The organism is Micromonospora sp. NPDC005087, assembly GCF_042872965.1.
Lineage (GTDB): Bacteria > Actinomycetota > Actinomycetes > Mycobacteriales > Micromonosporaceae > Micromonospora.
The window spans coordinates 128186-147921 of sequence record NZ_JBIALB010000014.1 but is presented as its reverse complement, the minus strand read 5'-3'; the positions used below and the strand labels follow the sequence as shown (position 1 = coordinate 147921).

Sequence of the window (19736 nt, the reverse complement as noted above, 5' to 3'; positions counted from 1 at the left end):
CGTCGATACGATGCGTGAACAGAAGCGGACTCTCGGTGGTGGAGATGGACAGCGGACTCGATACCAGACGGATCGTGCACCCGACGGAGCGGATCGTCACCGGGCGGTTGGTCCGCCTGCTTGACGGCTACACGCGCGAGGTGCGCATCGGCCAGCCGGTGCTGGTCGTGGTGCTCGCCGCAGCCGCGTTCGCCGCGCTCCCCGCCCTGCTGCTGCGCTCGCTCTTCTCCGCCGGGGGCGGCGGCGCCCGGCGGCGCTGGAAGGAGCTGAAGCAGGGCCCGGAATACCTGGTCATCCCGGTGCGGCTGCGCAACACCGCCGGCCAGCTCTGCGAGGTGGAGCTGCACGGCCACCTGCCGCAGAGCGCCCTGCACCCCGCCGACCAGGTGCAGCTGACCCTGCGCCCGCAACGCGACCCGGAGCTGCCGCCCCGGATCGAGCGGATCGTCAACCTCACCACCGGGCAGCTGCTCACCCCACGTACCGCGACGCTCTGGTCGCATCTCGGCCCGCCGCTGCTGTTGCAGGCGGTGCTGGGCGCGCTGCTGCTCGCCGGCGTCGCGGCCTGCTCCGCGCTGACCTGACCGGCCGGGCCCGGGTTTCCGCGCCCGGCGGGGTGGGCACCGGCATCGGCATGTTTCCCGGATTCACCCTCGACGAGATCGACGTCGGCCCGGTGCGCCTGCGGGTGCGCCACGGCGGGTCCGGCTCGCCGGTGGTGCTGCTGCACGGCCACCCCCGTACCCACGCGACCTGGCACCGGGTGGCGCCGCTGCTCGCCGAGCGACACACGGTGATCTGCCCCGACCTGCGCGGGTACGGCGGGTCGACGAAGCCGGCGGAGACCGCCGACCACTCCGCGTACGCCAAGCGGGCGATGGCCCGCGACGTGGTCGCGCTGCTCGACGCGCTCGGCCACGAGCGGGCCGCGGTGGTCGGCCACGACCGCGGCGCGTACGCGGCGGTGCGCACCGCGCTGGACCACCCGGATCGGGTCAGCCGGCTCGGTGCGCTCGACGGGGTGCCGATCGGTGCCGCACTGGCCAGCTGCGACGCCCGTTTCGCCGCCCGCTGGTGGCACTGGTTCTTCCTCGGCCAGACCGACAAGCCGGCGGAACGGGTGATCAACGCGGATCCGGACGCCTGGTACGGCGGCTCCCCCGCCGAGATGGGCGAGGAGGCGTACGCGGACTACTCCCGGGCGATCCACGACCCGGCCACGGTCCACGCGATGTGCGAGGACTACCGGGCGGGCCTCGGCCCGGACCGGGCGGCCGACGACGCGGACCGCGCCGCCGGGCGGAAGATCGGCTGCCCGGTGCTGTTCGTCTGGGCCGAGCGCGACGACATGGTGGAGCTGCACAGCGACCCGGCGGCGATCTGGCGGGAGTGGGCCGACGACGTCCGGGCCACGTCGATCGACTCGGGCCACCACATGGCCGAGGAGGCGCCGGAGGCTCTCGCCGCCGTACTCGCCGACTTCCTGGCCGACTGACCGGTCAGCACGGCTGGCGGATCAGCGCGACGTGCCGCTCAGCCGACCGGGGCGGGCTCGCGGGCCGGTCGGCGGGCGGACTCGAGCATGCCCCGACGGCGGGCCCAGCGCTCGAAGACCAGGGTGGCGAACGGCGGCACCGCGCAGGCCAGCGCCACGACCGTGGCCAGCAGGCTCCACCGGTGCAGCCGGGCCACCGCCAGCACCAGCAGGACGTACGCGACGAACAGGCCGCCGTGGATCGGGCCGAAGATCTTGACGCCCAGCTCGTTCTCCGGCGGACCGTACTTGACCACCATGCCGATCAACAGGGCCAGCCACGAGCACGCCTCGGCGATCGCCGCCGCGACGAAGAGCCGGGTCACCTTCTCACGCATTCCCACGCCACCACCTCTCGGGCGGCAATGCTAGCGGTGCGCGCCGGCCGCGCCGGAGCGGACCACGCGGGCGCGACAGGGATCACCGGGCTCACAGGTGGGTAGGAAGGGACCATCGGGTCTTCCCCGCTCGCTCGACACGTGCGAGGTTAGGGGGACCAGCGGTGACAGGGTGGTGACCATGGGCGAGGATGTCGGCGTACGGACCTTCAGCCGAGAGGACCGGGCCCGCTACCGGGACAAGGTCCGCCGTTGCCTGGACGTCTTCGCCGAGATGCTGCGCGAGTCGCGGTTCGACATCGACCGGCCACTGACGGGGCTGGAGATCGAGCTGAACCTGGTCGACCAGGCGTCGATGCCGGCGATGCGCAACGCCGACGTGCTGGCGGAGATCGCCGACCCGAGCTTCCAGACCGAGCTGGGCCAGTTCAACATCGAGATCAACGTGGCGCCCCGCCGGCTGACCGGCACCGGCACCGCCGAGTTCGAGGAGCACGTGCGGGCCAGCCTCAACGCCGCCGAGGAGAAGGCCCGCGCGATCGGCGCCCACATGGTCATGATCGGCATCCTGCCGACGTTGCGCCCCGAACACCTGACCGCCGAGACGCTCTCGCACAACCCCCGGTACGCGCTGCTCAACGAGCAGATCTTCGCCGCCCGTGGCGAGGACCTGCCGATCGCCATCAGCGGGGTGGAACGGTTGGCGGTCACCGCCGACACGATCACCCCGGAGGCGGCCTGCACCAGCACCCAGTTCCACCTCCAGGTGAGCCCGGCCCAGTTCGCCGACTACTGGAACGCCGCCCAGGCGATCGCCGGCATCCAGGTCGCCCTCGGCGCGAACGCGCCGCTGTTCTTCGGCCGGGAGCTGTGGCGCGAGACCCGCATCCCGCTGTTCCAGCAGGCCACCGACACCCGGTCGGAGGAGATCAAGGCGCAGGGCGTACGGCCCCGGGTCTGGTTCGGCGAGCGCTGGATCACCAACGTGTTCGACCTGTTCGAGGAGAACGTGCGCTACTTCCCGGCGCTGCTGCCGGTCTGCGACCCGGAGGACCCGGCGCAGGCGCTGGCCGCCGGTGAGGTGCCCCGGCTCGCCGAGCTGCGGCTGCACAACGGCACGGTCTACCGGTGGAACCGGCCGGTGTACGACGTGTCGCGTGGCCGGCCGCACCTGCGGGTGGAGAACCGGGTGCTGCCCGCCGGGCCCACGGTGCTGGACACCATCGCCAACGGCGCCTTCTACTTCGGACTGGTCCGGGCCCTGGCCGAGTCGGACCGGCCGTTGTGGTCGCAGATGTCGTTCAGCGCCGCCGAGGAGAACTTCACCAGCTGCGCCCGGTACGGCATCGACGCGCAGGTCTTCTGGCCCGGCCTCGGCTACCTGCCGGTCACCGAGCTGGTGCTGCGCCGGCTGCTGCCGATGGCGCATCACGGCCTGGACCGCTGGGGGCTCGACCCGGGCGAGCGTGACCGGCTGCTGGGCATCATCGAGCAGCGCTGCCTGACCGGCCGCAACGGCGCGACGTGGCAGGTGGAGACGCTGCACCGGCTGGAGTCCGCCGACCACCTGGACCGGCCGGCGGCGCTGCGCGAGGTGGTCCGGCACTACGTGACGCTGATGCACAGCAACCGGCCGGTGCACGAGTGGCCCATCCCCTGAACCGGCCCATCCCCTGAACCGGCTCGGCCCCTGAGCCGGCGTCACTCCCCCGGGCGGTCCCAGGGTGACGGGTCGTCGCGCAGCCGGCTGTAGAGGTACCCGTCGCGCCACCGCCCGGCCCGAAACTCGCAGGCCCGCACGACGCCTTCGAGCTGGAAGCCGGCCTTCTCCAGCGACCGCTGCTCGGCGACGTTCTCCGGGTGGGTGCCGGCCTGGATGCGCTGCGCCGGGCTGTGCTGGAACAGGTAGTCGCAGAGCAGCGCCTGGGCTCGCCAGCCGATGCCGCGTCCGCGCCACGCCGGCAGCAACACGATCCCGATCTCCCAGTACGACGCCCTGCCGCTGTAGCGCCCGGAGACGTAGCTGACCAAGCCGGCGGCGGCCTGGTCCGGCTCGACCTGGACGATGAGCCGCCCGTCGTCGGCGCCCAGCCAGCCGTCGGCGGCGAACCGCCGCGCCGGTGCGCCCGAGTCCCGGAAGCCGGACCAGTCCAGCCCGATCAGCCCCGGCTCGGTGCAGAACCGTCGGAACATCTCCAGGTCGGCCTCGGCGACCGGCCGCAGTCGCACCGTGGGTTCCCCGCCCGCGTACGTCGCGCCAGGCGCTGACTGTCGCTCGTTCTCCATCACGCCGTTTCCCTCCTCGGTGGCGGCAAGGACGTTGTGGCCGGGGCCGTCAGCGGCTGTCATGCGCGGCGACCAGGCGCTTCGGCGCCCGGTTGCGCCAGGCGTGCTCGATCAGCTCCCGCATGCGCTCCTCGGTGACCGTGGACAGGTCGACGCGGAGGCCGACGAAGATCCGGCCGTTCCGCCACACCTCCTCATAGGTGTCCGGCTGGTCCGCGGGCGCCGTGCTGGCCTCCGCCTGCCCGACACACACGATCGCGTGCGCGTCGCCCTTCTCCAGGTGAGCGAGGAGCTTGTCCGCGACGCGGAAGCCGGGCAGCCGGAAGTGTGGCTTCTCGACGACCTCCGGCAGAGCCATCGCGTAGCTACGGATGTCAGCAAGCCTGATCATGGGTCGAGGACTCCTCGTTGTCGTCGCGGTAGTCGAACCCGTGCTGACGTCAGGTTACGGCTGGCGACGCCGCCGGTGCTGCGCACGCGTCCTTTTTGGACACCCATTGCCATCGACGTGTGTCGTAGGCTGGTGCGGCGCGGACATCGATGTCAATGAGGGGACCGCCTGTGAGTGCTTCCGGAACGGACCGCACCCTGTCCCGACGGCACGTGCTGGGTGTCGGGGCCGGCGCTGCCGGTGCCGCGTTGCTTGCCGGCACGGCCGAGGCGGCGTCCGCCGCGCCGGGTGGCCCGAAGCGCGCGTTGCGTGCGCCGGTGCTGGTGCCCGGTGACCGGGTCCGGGTCGTGTCGCCCGGCGGCACTCCCAACCCGGACAACATGGCCCGCGGTGTGGAGATCCTGCGGAGCTGGGGCCTGGTGGTCGAGCTGGGCACGCACGTCTTCGCCAGGTACGGCTATCTGGCCGGCACCGACGCGCAGCGGCTGGCCGACCTGAACGCGGCGCTCAACGATCCCGGGGTCCGTGGTGTCTTCGGCGCCCGTGGCGGCTACGGCACCCAACGGATCGTCGATCGGATCAGTGTGGCCGGGCTCCGTCGCGATCCCAGGGTGGTCGTCGGGTTCAGTGACATCACCAGCATCCACGGCCGGCTCTGGCGCGAGGCCGGGCTGGTCACCTTCTACGGCCCGATGGTCAACTGGAGCGACAGCCGCACCGGCCCGGAGTCGGCCGAGTCGCTTCGCCGGGCGGTGATGACGACCGCACCCGTCACCATCGCCCGGGATCCTGCCGAGACGGCGGCGCCCGTGCTGGTGCCGGGCCGGGCGACGGGTCCCCTGCTCGGCGGTTGCCTCACCCTGATCTCCACCTCGCTGGGCGCCGCTGACGCCCCGAAGTTCGACAACGCCATCCTGTTCTTCGAGGACGTGGACGAGGCGCCGTACGGCATCGACCGGATGCTGACCGAGTTGCGCCGGGTGGGCGTGCTGTCCCGGGTCGCCGGGGTGGCCATCGGGCAGATCACCAACAGCGTCGGTGGTCCGAACGAATGGGACGCGGCGGCGGTCCTGAAGGACCGCCTCTACGACCTGGGCGTACCGGTCCTCGGCGGGCTCCGGCTGGGCCACGGCAACGGTCAGCTCACCGTTCCGCTCGGTTCGCAGGCCACGATCGACGCCGTGGCGGGAACGCTGACGGTCGAGCCGGGAGTCCGTCCCCGGTAGCCGGCGCAGCGCCGGCTGGTCCGAGGCGTCGTGCGGGGCTCGCCGGAGGGCGGGTCCGGGGGCGATGTCCCCGGTGAACGTCATACCTCACAGTCATATTTATGACTCACAGTCATATCCCCTACGAGTACGCCCGCCGCGGCGACCGCCGGGGCAACGGCCTGGTCGTCGACCTGACCGATCTCGCCGACGTGTGGGCGTGGCACGACCGTCTTCCGGCCGAGCCGCGTCGTGGCGCCGGCCGCTCGCGTACCTGTCGTTGATGATGGGTGCCATGACGTCAGTGGGCGCGCAGCGGGTGCGGGATGCGAACGGCGCGACGCACAGTCCTGTGGAGCAGCGACTGATCGAGTCCGTCGCCCGCGGCGAGGTGCTGGATCTGGCCGGTGACGGGCCGGTCGGTGATGCGGCGATGCGGTCCTGGGGCGACGATCGGACGATCTCCGCTTCGGTCATCCGTGACCTGGTCCGCGGCCGGGTGGTCGACGCGCCCGACCCGCACGGCCTGCGGCTGCGCGGAGCACGGATCGCCGGCCAGATCGATCTGGAGAACATCGCCAGTGAGCTGGCGCTGGAGCTGCGCGACTGCCTCCTGCCCAGCGGCGTGAACCTTCGCAACGCCCGGCTGGCAGCGGTGGCCCTGACCGGGTGCCGCATCGAGCAGGCGCCCGGTTCCGCGGACGCGGCACTCGACGCCACCCGCTGCACCGCGTGGGTGCTCTCACTCGACGGGAGCACGGCCACCGCTGATGCCGCCGCCGGCACCGTTCGGCTCGCCGGCGCACGCGTCGGCACGTTGGACTGCCGCGGAGCGCGGTTGGCCAACAGCTCGGGCCCCGCCCTGGACGCCGACGGCCTCCGGGCCGACCAGAGCGTGTTCCTCAATGACGGGTTCGCCGCCAGCAGTCCCAGCGCACGCGGCACTGTCCGGCTGCTCGGCGCCCACATCAGCGGGCAGCTCAACTGCCGTGGGGCACGGCTGGAGAATACCGCCGGGCCGGCGCTCAACGCCGACAACCTCCGGGTCGACCAGGACGTGCTGCTGTCGAACGGCTTCACCGCCAGCAGCGCCAGCGAGCAGGGCACCGTCCGGCTGCTCGGCGCCCACATCGGCTCGTTGAGCGCCGGCGGTGCGCGGCTGACGAACACCGCCGGACCGGTCCTCGACGGCGACGTCCTCAGGGTCGACCGGGACGTGGCCCTGGACGACGGTTTCACCGCCACCAGCACCAGCGAGTGGGGCACCATCGGCCTGGCCGGCGCACACATCGGCGGAATCCTGGCCTGCGGCGGCGCGCGACTGGAGAACACGATCGGCCCCGCCCTCGACCTCAACAGCGTCCGGGTCGACCAGGACGTGCTCCTGGATGACGGATTCGACGCCATCAGCGGCGGTGACGAGGTGGCGGTGCTGGCGCTGGCCGGAGCGAGGATCGCCGGCGGTCTCCGCTTTGACACCGATCGGATGACGCGCACGGCGCCCGGTCCGGGACCGCTGATCGAATTGGACGGGCTCACCTACAGCGGCCTGCCGCGCCCCGCGTCACTGCCGGGCTGGTTGACCCTGCTGCGCGAGCACACGCCCCGTTACAGCGCCCAGCCCTACCAGCACCTCGCCGCCGCCTACCGGGCCGTGGGCCACGACCGCGACGCCCGCACCGTCCTCATCGCCCAACGCCGCGACCAGATCCAGCGCGCCGGGCTGACCGTCGCCGAACGGGCGTGGGGTCGTCTCATCGGCATCACCCTCGGCTACGGCTACCAGCCCTGGCGTGCCCTGCTCATGCTCCTCGCCACACTGGCGCTCGCCGTCACCCTCAGCGTCATCGGCGGCCACCACGGCGGCCTCGCGCAGAAGCCGGTCACCAGCGCTGCCGCCGGCTGCACGACCATCGACCAGATCGGTGTCGGCCTCGACCTCGGCACCCCACTGCTCAGGACCGGCGCCCGCGACCGCTGCCAACCCACCGACGCCGCTGCCGGTCAGATCCTTATCATCGCCGGCTGGATCCTGCAACTGCTCGCCTGGAGCTTCGCCACCCTCTTCATCGCCGGCTTCACCAGCGCGGTCCGCAAGACCTGACCTGCTCCGCCGGCGGGCGCGGCTCTGCGGTGCTCAGCCGCGCGAGGTGGGAACTCCGAAGAGATCGGTGATGCCGCCGGGAAGCTGGGCGAGCAGGTCGTGACGCTGGTCGTCGTCGAGCGCCTCGGCCACGGTACGCAACACCGCCTGGGCGTGTTGACGTACCTGGTCCGCGTTCGCGACCTGCTCCCGGTCACCGACGTTCTTCAGGAACTCGCCGACGTCCCACCGACGGCCCTGCGGGTTACGGGTGACCGACGCGTCCAACCCCTTCGGTAGCTGTGCCGCGAGGTGGTCGGCCTCCTGTCCGGCGAGTCGTTCGCCGAGCACCGACAGGACGGCCTGTATGGACCGCACGGCCTCGTTCTCGCCGAGGCCCGCGCGCTTCCGTACCGTGGCGATCATCTGCTCGTACTCCATGACCCGCTCCTTCCGTCTTCTCGACCGGCCGTCAGGCCTGCCGGCGGACGAACGGGGCGAGTTCCCAGGCTCCCTGACCGCAAACGGGGTCGCCCGTCGACCCGGACACCCGGCCGTCGGGCGGGAAGGACCTCACATCTCGCCGCGAACCATGCGGATCAGCCGGTCGAGGACGCGGCCCTCGCTCACCCGCAGGCCGTCGTGCTCGTACTCGTTGGTGATCCAGGGGCGCAGGCCGCGCACCGCTCGCGCCGTGGCCAACGAGTCGTCGGTGTCGACGTACATGTCGTCGTGGTAGATCGCGGCGGCGACCGGCACCTCGTTGCGGGCCAACTGCTGCGGGTCGTACAGGTCCGGCCAGTCCGTGCGCCGCGCCAGCAGCTCCGCCGCCTCGCCCAGCGGTTCCAGCGACGGATCGGTGCCAACCATCCACGGGTAGATCATCTCGCCGGTCAGCAGCACCGGTCGGCCCTCCGCCAACGCCCGGTCGGCGTCGAACTGCGGGAACTCGGCCCGTACCGTCTCGGCCGCCCACCCGGTGGCGGCCGGCGACACCGAACGCTGGCCGTAGATCGACTCGTGCAGCAGCGCGTAGAGCGGGCGGCTCGCGTACGACAGGTGGCCCTGGACCTCGGCGAGGAACGGGTCGGAGAGCTGCGGGCCGGGCACCCCGGGCAGGAAGGCGTCTTCGAGCAGGTAGTGCAGGGTGTGCGACCCGTTGCCGGTGCCCAGCGTGATGCCGATCGCCTGGAACGCCTCGGCGGTCAGCAGCCCACCGCCGGGCAGGCGCACCTCCCGCTCCCGCAGGTGCCGCACGACGGCCCGGACGGTCTCGACGTCCTCCGGGTAGCGCGTGTAGTGCGCCTCGACCTTGCGCTGCACGCGTGGGTAGGCGGCCCGGTAGACGTGCTGAGCCGTGCTGCGCAGGCCGGGCAGACCGCCGGTCACGAGGGCCTCGCCGACGCCCTGCGGCGCGTACGACAGGTAGGTGAGGGTGCAGAAGCCGCCGTAGCTCTGGCCGAGCAGGCTCCACCGCCCGTCCTCGCCGAGGAGTTCGCGGCGGATCAGCTCGCAGTCGCGGACGATCGAGTCGGCCCGGAAGTGCGCCAGATACCGGGCCTGCGCGGCGGCGTCTCCGCGCCGCGGCAGCGTGTGCCGGTCGGCGGAGGTGGACCGGCCGGTGCCGCGCTGGTCCAGCAGCAGCACCCGGTAGTCGTCCAGCGCCCGGTCCAGCCAGCTGTCCCGGCCCACCGGGCGCGGTGACCGGCCGCCAGGCCCGCCCTGTAGGAAGAGCAGCCAGGGCAGCGGCTCGTGCTGCTTGCCGGCGGCCACGACCTCGCGGGCGTACACCTCGATCCGCTCGCCGGCCGGGTCCGCGTGGTCGAGCGGCACCTGGAAGCGAAGGTCGGTGATGACGGTGCCTGGTTGGCGGTAGGTCGGCACGGGTGGTCCCTTCCCGGAGGTTGTCCCTGACCGGACATATTCTGACCGGCCACCGGAACCTTCTCCCCGCCCGTTGGTGGAACTGGTGGAAGAAGGGGGGTGGCGGTGTCCGACGGTGATCTGATCTCCGAGCTTTACGCCAGCTGTTTCCGGCGTCTGGTGGTCCAGTTGTACGCGGTGACGGGCGACCTGAACGAGGCGCAGGAGGCGGTCCAGGAGGCGTTCAGCAAAGGCGCTGGCCGCGCCCCGACGTTTCGCCGAGTTGGAGAACCCGGAGGCGTGGCTGCGCCGCGTCGCGGTGAACGTGGCGCGCAGCCGGTACCGGCGTCGGCGCGTACTCGATGGGCTGCTGCGTCGGATCGGTCCACCGCCGGCGGTCGCGGACCACTCGCCGGAGCACCTCGCCCTGCTCGCCGCGCTGCGCGGGCTGCCCGAGGGGCAGCGTTCAGGCTCGCACCCTGAGCAGGGGCGGACGTGTGCCGGCAGCCCCGCCACACGTCCGGCCCATTGACAGTCTCCTCATCGAGGGCCTACACAGGAGTTCGACGCCCATCTATGACAACGATGTCATCCGGGCGTCGTCACCTCGAAGGAGGGTCCGCCTCATGCCCCGATCAGGCCCGTCCCGTCTGCTCAGCCTGCTGGCGACAGCCATCACCGGCACGTCCGTCCTCGTCGCCGTCGCCGCGCCCGCCGCCGCGGCGCCGCTCAACCTCACCTCGTACGTCAACCCGTTCATCGGCACCGACGACAGCAACGCACCGAACCCGGTCGGCGGAGGCGCCGGCGGCAGCACCGTCCCCGGCCCGATCCAGCCGTTCGGGATGGTGCAGCTCAGCCCGGACACCCCGACCGCCTCACCGTCGGGGTACCGGTTCAGTGACACCCAGATCGAGGAGTTCAGCCTCACCCACTTCAACGGGGCCGGCTGCGCCAACAACGAGGACCTCGGCATCCTCCCGATCACCGGCGCCCTCGGCTCCTCGCCGGGCACCGCCTGGACGTCCTACCGCGCCACCCAGAACAAGAGCCAGGAGCAGGCCCGGCCCGGTTTCTACCAGGCGGTGCTCAGCAACTACGGCAACACCAGGGTGGAGGCCTCGGCCACCACCCGCACGGCCGCCCTGCGACTGACCTACCCGTCCACCACCAGCGCCCGAGTGCTGATCAACACCAGTCGCAGCGCCACCGGCAACCGGGCCGGCTCGCTCGCGATCAACGGGTCGACCGTGACCGGCAGCGTCACCGGCGGTGGATTCTGCGGCAGCTCGAAGACGTACCAGATCTTCTACCGGATGGAGTTCGACCGCGCGCCGAGCGGCACCGGCACCTGGCTCGGTGGCACCGTCACCGCCGGCGGCACCAGCGTCAGCGGCACGAACTCGGGCGGCTATCTCACCTTCGACACGTCCGGCAACGCGGTCGTGCAGGTCAAGATCGGGATCTCCTTCGTCAGCCAGGCGGGCGCCGCCGCCAACCTCGCCGCCGAACAGTCGGGCTTCGCCTTCGACACCGTCCGCACCAACGCCGACGCCCAGTGGAACAGCGTCCTGAACCGGATCCAGGCCACCGGCGGCACGGCCGCCGACCTGCAGAAGTTCTACACCGCGCTCTACCGCGTCTTCATCAATCCCAACATCTCCAACGACGTCAACGGGCAGTACCGCGGCTTCGACAACGCCATCCACAGCGCGAGCCATCCGGTGTACCAGAACTACTCCGGGTGGGACATCTACCGCTCGTGGGCGTCGCTGATCGCCTACCTCGCGCCGCAGGAGGCCGCCGACATCGCGAAGTCGATGGTGCTCGACGGCCAGCAGGGCGGCCTGCTGCCGAAGTGGTCACACAACCACAACGAGGCGTTCGTGATGACCGGCGACCCGGGGCCGATCATCGTGGACAGCATCTACCAGTTCGGTGTCCGTGACTTCGACACCGCCGCGGCCCTGGCGCTGATGAAGAAGAGCTCGGCCGGCGGCACCACCCAGGGCAGCCCGATCCGGGGCCGCCAGAGCGGCTACGTGCAACGCCAGTACATCGACGGCGATCCGTCCGACTCGTTGGAGTACTCGGCGAGCGACTTCGCCGTCGCCCAGTTCGCCCGCGCGCTCGGCGACACCGCCACGTACAACACGCACATGACGCGCGCCCAGTGGTGGCGCAACACCTTCAACACCGAGTCGAGCTACGTGCACCCGCGCAACGCCGACGGCACCTGGCCCTGGCCACTCGACCCGGCCAGCCAGTCGAACTTCGTCGAGGGCAACGCCTCGCAGTACACCTGGATGGTCCCGTACAACTTCGCCGGCCTGATCAACCTGATGGGTGGGCGGCAGACCGCGATCCAGCGGCTGGACCACCACTTCACCCAGACCAACGGCGGGCAGTCGCAGCCGTACTTCTACATCGGCAACGAGCCGGAGCACGGCGTGCCGTGGGCGTACCACTTCGCGGCGGCGCCAGCCGGCACGAGCGCCGCCGTACGACGGATCATGAACGAGTCGTTCACCACCGGCGCCGGCGGACTGCCCGGCAACGACGACCTCGGCGCCACCTCGGCGTGGTTCGTCTGGTCGGCGCTCGGCATGTACCCGCCGACCCCGGGCGCGGACACCCTCGCCCTGCACGGCCCGCTCTTCCCCTCGATGCTGGTCGACCGGCCCACCGGTGATCTCCAGATCACCGCTCCCGCCGCCAGCCAGGGCAACCAGTACGTCCAGGGCCTCTCGGTGAACGGCACATCGACGCAGCGGACCTGGCTGCGGTACGAGGACATCGCCGGGGGCGGCACCCTGGCGTACACGATGGGCGGTGCGCCGTCGGCCTGGGGCACCGACCCGGCCAACGTGCCGCCGTCGTTCAACGACGGGTTCACCCCACCGCCGGCCGCCCCGGACCTGGGCACCAACCTCGCCGCCGGCAGGCCCGCCACCGGCTCCGCCGCCTGCAACAGCGCCGAGGGCCCGGAGAAGGCGTTCGACGGGCGGCTCGGCAGCACCAGCAAGTGGTGCTCCCTCGCTGCCGGCACGAAGACCCTCCAGGTCGACCTCGGCGCCAACCAGACGGTGCGGTCCTTCGTCGTCAAGCACGTCGGGCTCGGCGGCGAGACCACCGGCTGGAACACCGGCGCCTTCACCATTCAGACCAGCTCCGACGGCACCACCTGGACGACCCGCGCGACGGTGACCGGCAACCGGTCCAGCCGCACCTACCACCCGATCGGGGCGGTGACCGCCCGCCACGTCCGGCTCGCCATCACCACCCCCACCAACAACGGCAACGGCGCCGCCCGCATCGCCGAGTTCGAGGTGTACGGCGGCGCGGCGGCCACCAACCTCGCGCTGAACCGGCCGGCCGTCGCCGACTCCCAGTGCGCCAGCACCGAGGGGCCGGAGAAGGCCGTCAACGGCAGCACCTCGGGCGGCAACACCGACAAGTGGTGCTCGACCGGCGCCAGCAAATTCCTGCGGATCGACCTGGGCGCGACCCGCGCGATCACCAGCATCCGCGTCCTGCACGCCGGGGCGGGAGGCGAGAACCCGGCCTGGAACACCCGGGACTTCGACCTTCAGGTGTCCCCTGACGCCGCCACCTGGACGACCGCGGCGCAGGTTCGGGGCAACACCGCCGACGCCAGCGAGCATCCGGTCTCGGCCAGTGGCCGGTACGTACGGGTGAACGTGCTCACCCCGACCCAGACCACCGACGGGGCCGCACGTCTCTACGAGGTGGAGGTGTACGGGTGAACACCAGATTCCTCTCCGCCGTACTGGCCGCCGTGCTCGCCACCGGCCTGTCCGCCGCCGGTGCCGGGCCGGCGGTGGCCGGCCAGACCAGCATGCGGGCCGCCGATCCGAGCGTGATCCGCGTCGGCAGCACGTACATCTCCGTCCAGTCGCTCGACGGCGGGATCGCCGTCCGCCAGGCATCGTCGACCGACGGGCTGGCCGCCGCTCCCGCCCACCGGGTGTGGTCGGACACCCGCAACCTGGGCGAGGTCTGGGCTCCGGAACTCGTCACCGACGGCGGCCGCTACTACATCTTCTTCTCGGCCGGGCGCGGCCCCGCACACCGCATGTACGCGATCAGCTCGGCGTCGCCGGCCACCGGCTACACGGCCGAGAGGCAGCTCGCGCTGCCCGGCGGCAAGTGGGCCATCGACGGCAGCCTGTTCACCTTCGACGGGCAGCGGTGGTTCGTCTGGTCGGGGTGGGCCGGCGACACCAACGTCGAGCAGAACATCTACCTCAGCCGGATGAGCGACTCGCTCACCCCGACGGGCAACCGGTTCATCATCTCGCAGCCCCGGGAGAGCTGGGAACGCGTCGTCGGCAACCCGTACATCAACGAGGCCCCCGAGGCGATCAGGGACCCCAACGGGCAGCTGCACATCGTCTACTCCGCCAACGGCAGTTGGAGCAACCAGTACTGCCTCGCGGACCTGCGCCTGCGGGCCGGCGGCGACCCGACCTACGTGTGGGACTGGTACAAGTCGAACGGCTGCCTGTTCGGCTCGAACCGGGCCACCATGATGGCCGGCTGGGACCCCACCCTGCACGTCGACGGCCCCGGCCACCACAGTTTCGTCCTGCTCAACGGCGACATCGCCACGAGCCCGCCCGCTGGGCCTAGGTTCCCGCTGATGTTCCACGCCGTGCCGAAGGGCACCCCGTACTCGTGGGCGAACCGCTACTGGTACACCGGCACCTTCTGCTGGTGGGGAAACACCACCTACCGCCGCGCCAACGTGCCCGGCCCGACGACCGACACCGGGTTCAGCATCAAGTTCTTCGAGTGATCCGCACGCTTCAACGGCCGACGCCGGCCAGCGTGGCGAGACGCGCCACGCTGGCCGGCGTCGGGTGAGCGACGACGGTCAGAAGGTCACGCTGACGCCGGCCGCCTTGCACGCGGCGGTGATGTCCGCGCCGGCCGTGTTAGCGTTCCATCGCGCCCCAGATGGGCCTACCCCCCGGAGGTTGTGGCTACTTCAGCCGCCACGCCGAGATCAACACGACGTACGTGTGTCTCGCGCGGAGTCCGGGGCGTCGGCGCCCTCGGGGCTTTGTCATCGGTGCGGTTGGTGGACGCCGCGGGCTTCCGGTCGGGTCTTCGGATCGACCGGGAAGACGGCACACATGGCAGTCACGTTCAACCACACCATCATCGCCACAAAGGACACGAGCGCGTCGGCCGCGTTCTACCGGGAGCTGTTCGAGCTGCCGGAGGCGCCATCGTGGGGGCCGTTCGCCAACGTCCTGCTCGACGAGGGCGTGCTGCTCCAGTTCGCCGAGCCGCCGGTGGACATCCAGATGCAGCACTACGCGTTTCTCGTCGACGACGAGTTGTTCGCGCGGTGCTTGGCGCGCATCGAGGGGCGCGGCATCACGTACTGGGCCGACCCGCAGATGAAGCGGGAGGGCGAGACCAACACCGAGCACGGCGGGCGGGGCTTCTACTTCTTCGACCCGGCGGGGCACGCCATCGAGATCATCACGCGGCCGTACCTGTAAGCCGCACGGGATGCCACTTTAACCCGCCATAGACATAGGCGCGCACGCATAGCCGGCTAATTCCGGCGGGACTTCGAATAGAGACCCTGATGGATATCTTAGCGAAATATTTGTTCGGGACGCATAGACGGAGGTGTCGGTGAGACACAGAAGACGATTGCGGTCAAGACTCGCCGCAGTGGTTGCGGCACTGGTCGCCGCACAGGTGGGGCTCGTCGCCGCCCCGGCGTCGGCAGGGGAGAAACGCCTGTGGGAGGTGGAGGTCGCCAAGATCCCCACCGCCAAGTACACCCGCGACGCGAAGGTCTACATCACCGAGTCCGTCCAGGCCCTACGGCCGTACGTGGATGGCGGGCTGGGAGACAGCCGGATCGCCCCGGTGCTGGCGGACGTCGAGAGCCGGTATTTCGACGGCGCACGGCTCAAGAGCGCCGGCGACGGTGCGACGGTGTTCGACAACCTCCAACATCTGGAGTCGTTCCTCAAGAGCCGGCTCACCGGCGCGAGCCCGCCCAACGGCGAGGCCGAGCAGGCACATGTGGTTGCGCTGGTGGAGACCTTGTCCGGGTTGCGCCTGCTGGCGGACGCCGCGATCCAGGATGCCGAGGCGACGATCGGGCCATTCCGGGCCAGCCCGCCGCCCGCGCCCGCCCCGGCTGGCCTGGCCCAGGCGTTCGCGGACCTGGACGCGGCCAAGGTCAGCCTGGCCAAGGCCGACACCATGCTGGCCAAGGCCAATCCGACCCCGGCGACGGTCCATGCGGCGAAAGCCTGGGACAACGGCTTCCGCGTCCTGACCCGGCTGGGCATCACCTACAACGGCGACCACGATGACGACGGGGTCATCGATGTGATCGAGCTGCGGTTCGGGTCCAGCCCGCTGCTGGTCGACTCCGACGGCGACGGGTTGACCGACAAGTTCGAGATCACCGAGTTGGCTGGCTGGACCCGACCCAACGCCGTCGACAGCGATCAGGACGGGGTCGCCGACGGCGCGGAGGACGTCGACGGCGATGGCCTCACCAACCTCGACGAGCAGCGGCTCGGCACCTCGCCCACCAACCCGGACACCGACGGCGACGGTGCCACTGACGGTGCCGAGGTGGCCCAGGGCAGCAATCCGCTCGTCGCCGACCAGCCACGCGCTCCGCCGACACCCGGCGACGTCCCGCCAATCGTCCCCGTCCCCACGGACACCGACACCGACGGCGACGGCCTGCCGGACCTCGTGGAGGAGGACGGCCTCACCGATCCCGCCAACGTCGACACCGACGGCGACGGGCTCTCGGACTTCACCGAGGACGACCTCTCGATCAACCCCCGTGTTCAGGACACCGACGGGGATGGTCTACGCGACGACTACGAGGTCGCCAACGCCGAGTCCCATGGCCTCGACCCTGGCCGATTCGACGAGCAGATCAGCAAATGGACGTACGTCTCCGATTTCCTGCTCGGCATGTTCGCCGGCGACTTCGCCGAGAAGGACTCGATGGCGTGGCTCGCGGGCAACCTGTGTGGCGGCGGGCTGAGCGTCATCCCGGTCGTCGGCTGGATCCTTGGCGGGCTCGCCGACATCCGCGACACCATCGCCGCGCTCATCCACGGCGAGTGGGTCAGCGCGGGTCTCAGCATCCTCGGCGTCGTCCCCTACGTCGGTGACGCGGTCGCGCTCCCCGCCAAGGTCGCGAAGTTCGTCCTCAAGTACACCCACCGCCTCATGCCGGCGGCCCGGTTCGTCGCCAAGTACGACAAGATCCCCGACACCGTTAAGGAGCTCACCTACGAGCTCATCATGCCGGAGGTCTGGGCAGCCCTCGTCGAACCGGAGGGTATGGCGGCCGCCGCCAGCGGCAAAATCAGCAAGGGCAACTTCGATCGGCTGCTCAGAGGTGAGCGCACCGATCTCCAGAAGATCCACTTCGCGCTCAAGGCGGTGGGCAGCAACGGGCGGAATCTGCACGTCCCCGGCCCCGACGTCAGGTGGGCCACGGGCCGTAACGACGGTCAGAACATCTTCGTCGACGAACTCATGGGATACCGTGACGACACCACTCGCGGCCGGCCCCAACTCTGGCTGAGGCAGGCCGGCGTGCCAGGGCAGTTCGAGCCCAGCGGCCGGTCGACCGACTATGGCGAGTACAGCCCTGAAGGCTGGGTCATCCACGAGGTCAAGACCGGCGTCCCGACCGAACACGACCGCCACAACCTCGTTCAGTGCGATGAGGACAGGTGGTACGCCGACCCGGCCAACCAGGACAAGATCCTGGCGGACAACAAGATCAACCCACAGTTCCGAGACACAAAGATCAAGGGAGCACAATGGCACTTCATGCCACACGGTGGGTATAACTCACTCGGCCCATCGGATCTTGTGCTCGATTGTCTGAAGAAGAACAACATCCCCTTCACCATTCACTTCCCGCTGAGCTAGCCGGGTTCGTCGGGGGCCGGGCCGCCAGCCCGGCCCCCGACGCGTTCACCACGAAGGAACATGCGCCCATGACAGTCGAACCACCTCCCTACGCGGTGCCCGACGTCGAGTCCGAGGACCCCACCGGCGACCCGGGCTACGTCCTCTACCGCGTCGACCGACTCGCCGGCTTCCCTCCGGTCGCCGCGGCCACCGGCCGCACCCCGAGCGTCATTCCGGCGATCTGCTCGGACGACAGCGTGATGCGGGAGGTTTTCGCCCAGAGCCGCGACGCGCTCTCCCGGCAGCTCTGGGTCGGTACCGACGACGGGCTGCGCTGGGAGTTGAGCTTCGGCGACGGCGTCAAGTTCATCGTCGACACCGGGGACGAGCCCGTGGATCTGCTCCGGGACGCTCTGGAGGCGCAGCCCTGCGTCCGCAACGCCGAACGCTACTGCGACGAGAACTTCAAGGTCGAAACGACCCGGGTGCTGCGGGCCGACGAGATGGCTGCCTCCTTCATCGACACGGTCGTCACCGCCCACCGCGAGTTCGCCCGTCGCCAGGGCATCGATCTGCCGTACTGAGGCCAGCACGGTGCTTTACGGTGCGGGTCGACGGCACACGAGGAGGAACGACGATGGCTGCGTCCGTACGACGTCTGGCGACCGCGGTGGCCACGGCGTCGACCCTGGTTTCGTTGGGGGCGTGCAGCACCGGTGACGCAGCCGAGGTGCGGACGCCGGGCACGGAGGTGACGGTCACCCCGTCGCCGGCCGCCCAGCAGGAGTTCCAGCGGTTGGAGAAGACGTTCGAGGCGCGGCTGGGGATCTACGCCGTCGACACGGGCACTGGTCGCAGGGTGGAGTACCGGGCCGACGAGCGATTCGCGTACGCCTCGACGTGGAAGGCGTTGGCCGCCGCCGAGGTGCTGGACGAGACCACGGACGCCGAGCTGGATCGTGTCGTGCGGTACTCGGCGCAGGACCTGGTGTCGTACTCACCGATCATCGAGAAGCACGTCGCCGAGGGCATGAGCCTGCGCGCCGTCGCCGACGCCGCCGTGCGCTACAGCGACAACACGGCCGGCAACCTGCTGCTGCGTCACCTCGGGGGGCCGCAGCGGTTCGAGAAGGAGCTGCGCGAGGTCGGTGACACGGTCACCGACGCGGCCCGCTACGAGACCGAACTCAACGAGGCGACGCCGGGTGACACGCGGGACACCAGCACCGCGCGGGCTCTGGCGGACGACCTTCGGGCGTACGCCGTGGGGGACGCCCTGGAGCCCGCGGACCGCGACCTTCTGTGCGGCTGGCTGCGGGGTAACACCACCGGTGGGGCGCTGATCCGTGCCGGGGTGCCGGCGGGCTGGGTCGTCGGGGACAAGACCCGCACCGGGGGGTACGGCACCCGCAACGACATCGCCGTGATCTGGCCGCCCGACCGCGCCCCGATCGTCCTCGCCGTGCTGTCCAGCCGGGGCGAGAAGGACGCCACCCACGACGACGCTCTCATCGCCCAGGCCACCAAGGTGGTCGTCGCCCAGCTGTGACTTCCGGCGGTCACTCCACCGTCCAGGCGATGGCGGGAGGGTGGACCCGAGCGCACAGCGGCCCGCCTGCGGCATCGGTCAAGCCGACTCGGCCGACCAACGTCCCACTGCCCTCGTGTGCGGCGCGGAGCAGCTCGGTCGGGATGTCGGTGAACATCAACTTCGCCCGTCTGAACATCGCGAAGCCGTCCTCGGTCACCGCGCCCCAGCTCAGGTACAGGAACCGTGCTCCGGGACGCCCGTGCACCCACGGCCCTCCGACATCCAGCATCCCGTCGATCTCCCGGCTGGACACCTCGAAGCGCCAGGTCGTCGTCGCCGCGTCGGCCGGCACCTGATCGACCACCTCGGCCTTGCGCTGGACCCCGACGTGCACGTTGCCGAGCCGCAGCGCGTCGGCTTCCGCACTGGCGCGCCGCCCCGGAAGGTCGCTGCCGTCGATCCGGATCCGCATCCCACCGACTCTAGTGCGGCGGCCGCCGTTCGATATTCCGCTGGTGGGAGCGGATGGACGTGGCGCGGCGCTAGAGCGTCGCCGAT

19 protein-coding genes are annotated in these 19736 nt (G+C 70.8%); 13 read left to right on the top strand and 6 right to left on the bottom strand.

Translation table 11 applies throughout. From position 1 onward, the window contains the following. Positions 1-35 precede the first annotated feature (35 nt). Together ACFYPS_RS27565 and ACFYPS_RS27560 are read left to right on the top strand one after the other, a co-directional pair. Complete coding sequence (locus tag ACFYPS_RS27565; RefSeq protein ID WP_354967710.1) at positions 36-584, top strand: hypothetical protein; 549 nt, start codon at positions 36-38, stop codon at positions 582-584. A gap of 50 nt (positions 585-634) precedes the next feature. Beyond that, entirely contained in the window at positions 635-1495 is an 861-nt protein-coding gene (locus ACFYPS_RS27560) for an alpha/beta hydrolase (RefSeq protein ID WP_354967654.1), read from the top strand. A 38-nt stretch (positions 1496-1533) separates the two neighbouring features. Here the strand turns inward: ACFYPS_RS27560 and ACFYPS_RS27555 are convergent, their stop codons facing one another. After that, positions 1534-1872, bottom strand: a complete 339-nt coding sequence (locus ACFYPS_RS27555; RefSeq protein WP_354967709.1) for a DUF3817 domain-containing protein — start codon at positions 1870-1872, stop codon at positions 1534-1536. A gap of 181 nt (positions 1873-2053) precedes the next feature. On the opposite strand from ACFYPS_RS27555, the gene ACFYPS_RS27550 reads away from it, so the two are divergent. After that, positions 2054-3532 carry a glutamate--cysteine ligase gene (locus tag ACFYPS_RS27550; RefSeq protein WP_354967653.1) on the top strand — a complete coding sequence of 493 codons (1479 nt, stop codon included), beginning with the start codon at positions 2054-2056 and terminating at the stop codon, positions 3530-3532. 41 nt (positions 3533-3573) lie between these two features. Here the strand turns inward: ACFYPS_RS27550 and ACFYPS_RS27545 are convergent, their stop codons facing one another. Both ACFYPS_RS27545 and ACFYPS_RS27540 read right to left on the bottom strand, forming a co-directional pair. Then, positions 3574-4221: a GNAT family protein gene (locus tag ACFYPS_RS27545; RefSeq protein ID WP_354967652.1), complete on the bottom strand. Its 648-nt coding sequence runs from the start codon at positions 4219-4221 to the stop codon at positions 3574-3576. After that, the gene (locus tag ACFYPS_RS27540) at positions 4208-4549 is read right to left on the bottom strand and encodes an MmcQ/YjbR family DNA-binding protein (RefSeq protein WP_354967651.1); all 342 of its coding nucleotides are present in this window, start codon (positions 4547-4549) and stop codon (positions 4208-4210) included. The genes ACFYPS_RS27545 and ACFYPS_RS27540 overlap by 14 nt, the downstream gene beginning before the upstream one ends. A gap of 305 nt (positions 4550-4854) precedes the next feature. Here ACFYPS_RS27540 and ACFYPS_RS27535 point away from each other — a divergent pair, with 305 nt between their 5' ends. The 3 genes from ACFYPS_RS27535 (at position 4855) to ACFYPS_RS27525 (ending at position 7858) form a co-directional block, all read left to right on the top strand. Continuing rightward, positions 4855-5775: an LD-carboxypeptidase gene (locus ACFYPS_RS27535; RefSeq protein ID WP_387328046.1), complete on the top strand. Its 921-nt coding sequence runs from the start codon at positions 4855-4857 to the stop codon at positions 5773-5775. Between the two features lie 101 nt (positions 5776-5876). Beyond that, positions 5877-6038 carry a hypothetical protein gene (locus ACFYPS_RS27530; protein ID WP_354967650.1) on the top strand — a complete coding sequence of 54 codons (162 nt, stop codon included), beginning with the start codon at positions 5877-5879 and terminating at the stop codon, positions 6036-6038. Positions 6039-6049: 11 nt separating this feature from the next. Beyond that, positions 6050-7858: a hypothetical protein gene (locus tag ACFYPS_RS27525; RefSeq protein WP_387327992.1), complete on the top strand. Its 1809-nt coding sequence runs from the start codon at positions 6050-6052 to the stop codon at positions 7856-7858. Positions 7859-7891: 33 nt separating this feature from the next. On the opposite strand, the gene ACFYPS_RS27520 is transcribed toward ACFYPS_RS27525, so the two are convergent. Together ACFYPS_RS27520 and ACFYPS_RS27515 are read right to left on the bottom strand one after the other, a co-directional pair. Further along, positions 7892-8278 (bottom strand): DUF2267 domain-containing protein, encoded by a 387-nt coding sequence (locus ACFYPS_RS27520; RefSeq protein ID WP_387327990.1) that lies wholly within the window; start codon positions 8276-8278, stop codon positions 7892-7894. Positions 8279-8410: 132 nt separating this feature from the next. Beyond that, positions 8411-9721, bottom strand: a complete 1311-nt coding sequence (locus ACFYPS_RS27515) for an alpha/beta fold hydrolase (protein ID WP_354967647.1) — start codon at positions 9719-9721, stop codon at positions 8411-8413. Positions 9722-9983: 262 nt separating this feature from the next. Here ACFYPS_RS27515 and ACFYPS_RS27510 point away from each other — a divergent pair, with 262 nt between their 5' ends. The 7 genes from ACFYPS_RS27510 to bla all read left to right on the top strand — a co-directional run bounded on the left by ACFYPS_RS27510 (position 9984) and on the right by bla (position 19196). Beyond that, on the top strand, positions 9984-10232 hold the full coding sequence (locus ACFYPS_RS27510; protein ID WP_387327986.1) for a hypothetical protein: 249 nt from the start codon (positions 9984-9986) through the stop codon (positions 10230-10232). 94 nt (positions 10233-10326) lie between these two features. Beyond that, on the top strand, positions 10327-13467 hold the full coding sequence (locus tag ACFYPS_RS27505; protein ID WP_354967646.1) for a GH92 family glycosyl hydrolase: 3141 nt from the start codon (positions 10327-10329) through the stop codon (positions 13465-13467). After that, positions 13464-14519 (top strand): glycoside hydrolase family 43 protein, encoded by a 1056-nt coding sequence (locus ACFYPS_RS27500; protein ID WP_354967645.1) that lies wholly within the window; start codon positions 13464-13466, stop codon positions 14517-14519. Before ACFYPS_RS27505 ends, ACFYPS_RS27500 begins: the two co-directional genes overlap by 4 nt. A gap of 340 nt (positions 14520-14859) precedes the next feature. Further along, positions 14860-15234: a VOC family protein gene (locus ACFYPS_RS27495; RefSeq protein ID WP_354967644.1), complete on the top strand. Its 375-nt coding sequence runs from the start codon at positions 14860-14862 to the stop codon at positions 15232-15234. Between the two features lie 178 nt (positions 15235-15412). After that, positions 15413-17665 carry a hypothetical protein gene (locus tag ACFYPS_RS27490; RefSeq protein WP_354967643.1) on the top strand — a complete coding sequence of 751 codons (2253 nt, stop codon included), beginning with the start codon at positions 15413-15415 and terminating at the stop codon, positions 17663-17665. A gap of 68 nt (positions 17666-17733) precedes the next feature. Then, a complete protein-coding gene (locus ACFYPS_RS27485) occupies positions 17734-18231 on the top strand; it encodes a hypothetical protein (RefSeq protein ID WP_354967642.1) in 498 nt (165 codons plus the stop codon). Between the two features lie 53 nt (positions 18232-18284). Next, the gene (gene bla / locus ACFYPS_RS27480) at positions 18285-19196 is read left to right on the top strand and encodes a class A beta-lactamase (RefSeq protein WP_354967641.1); all 912 of its coding nucleotides are present in this window, start codon (positions 18285-18287) and stop codon (positions 19194-19196) included. Between the two features lie 10 nt (positions 19197-19206). On the opposite strand, the gene ACFYPS_RS27475 is transcribed toward bla, so the two are convergent. Beyond that, on the bottom strand, positions 19207-19650 hold the full coding sequence (locus ACFYPS_RS27475) for a DUF5990 family protein (RefSeq protein ID WP_354967640.1): 444 nt from the start codon (positions 19648-19650) through the stop codon (positions 19207-19209). Positions 19651-19736: the final 86 nt, after the last annotated feature.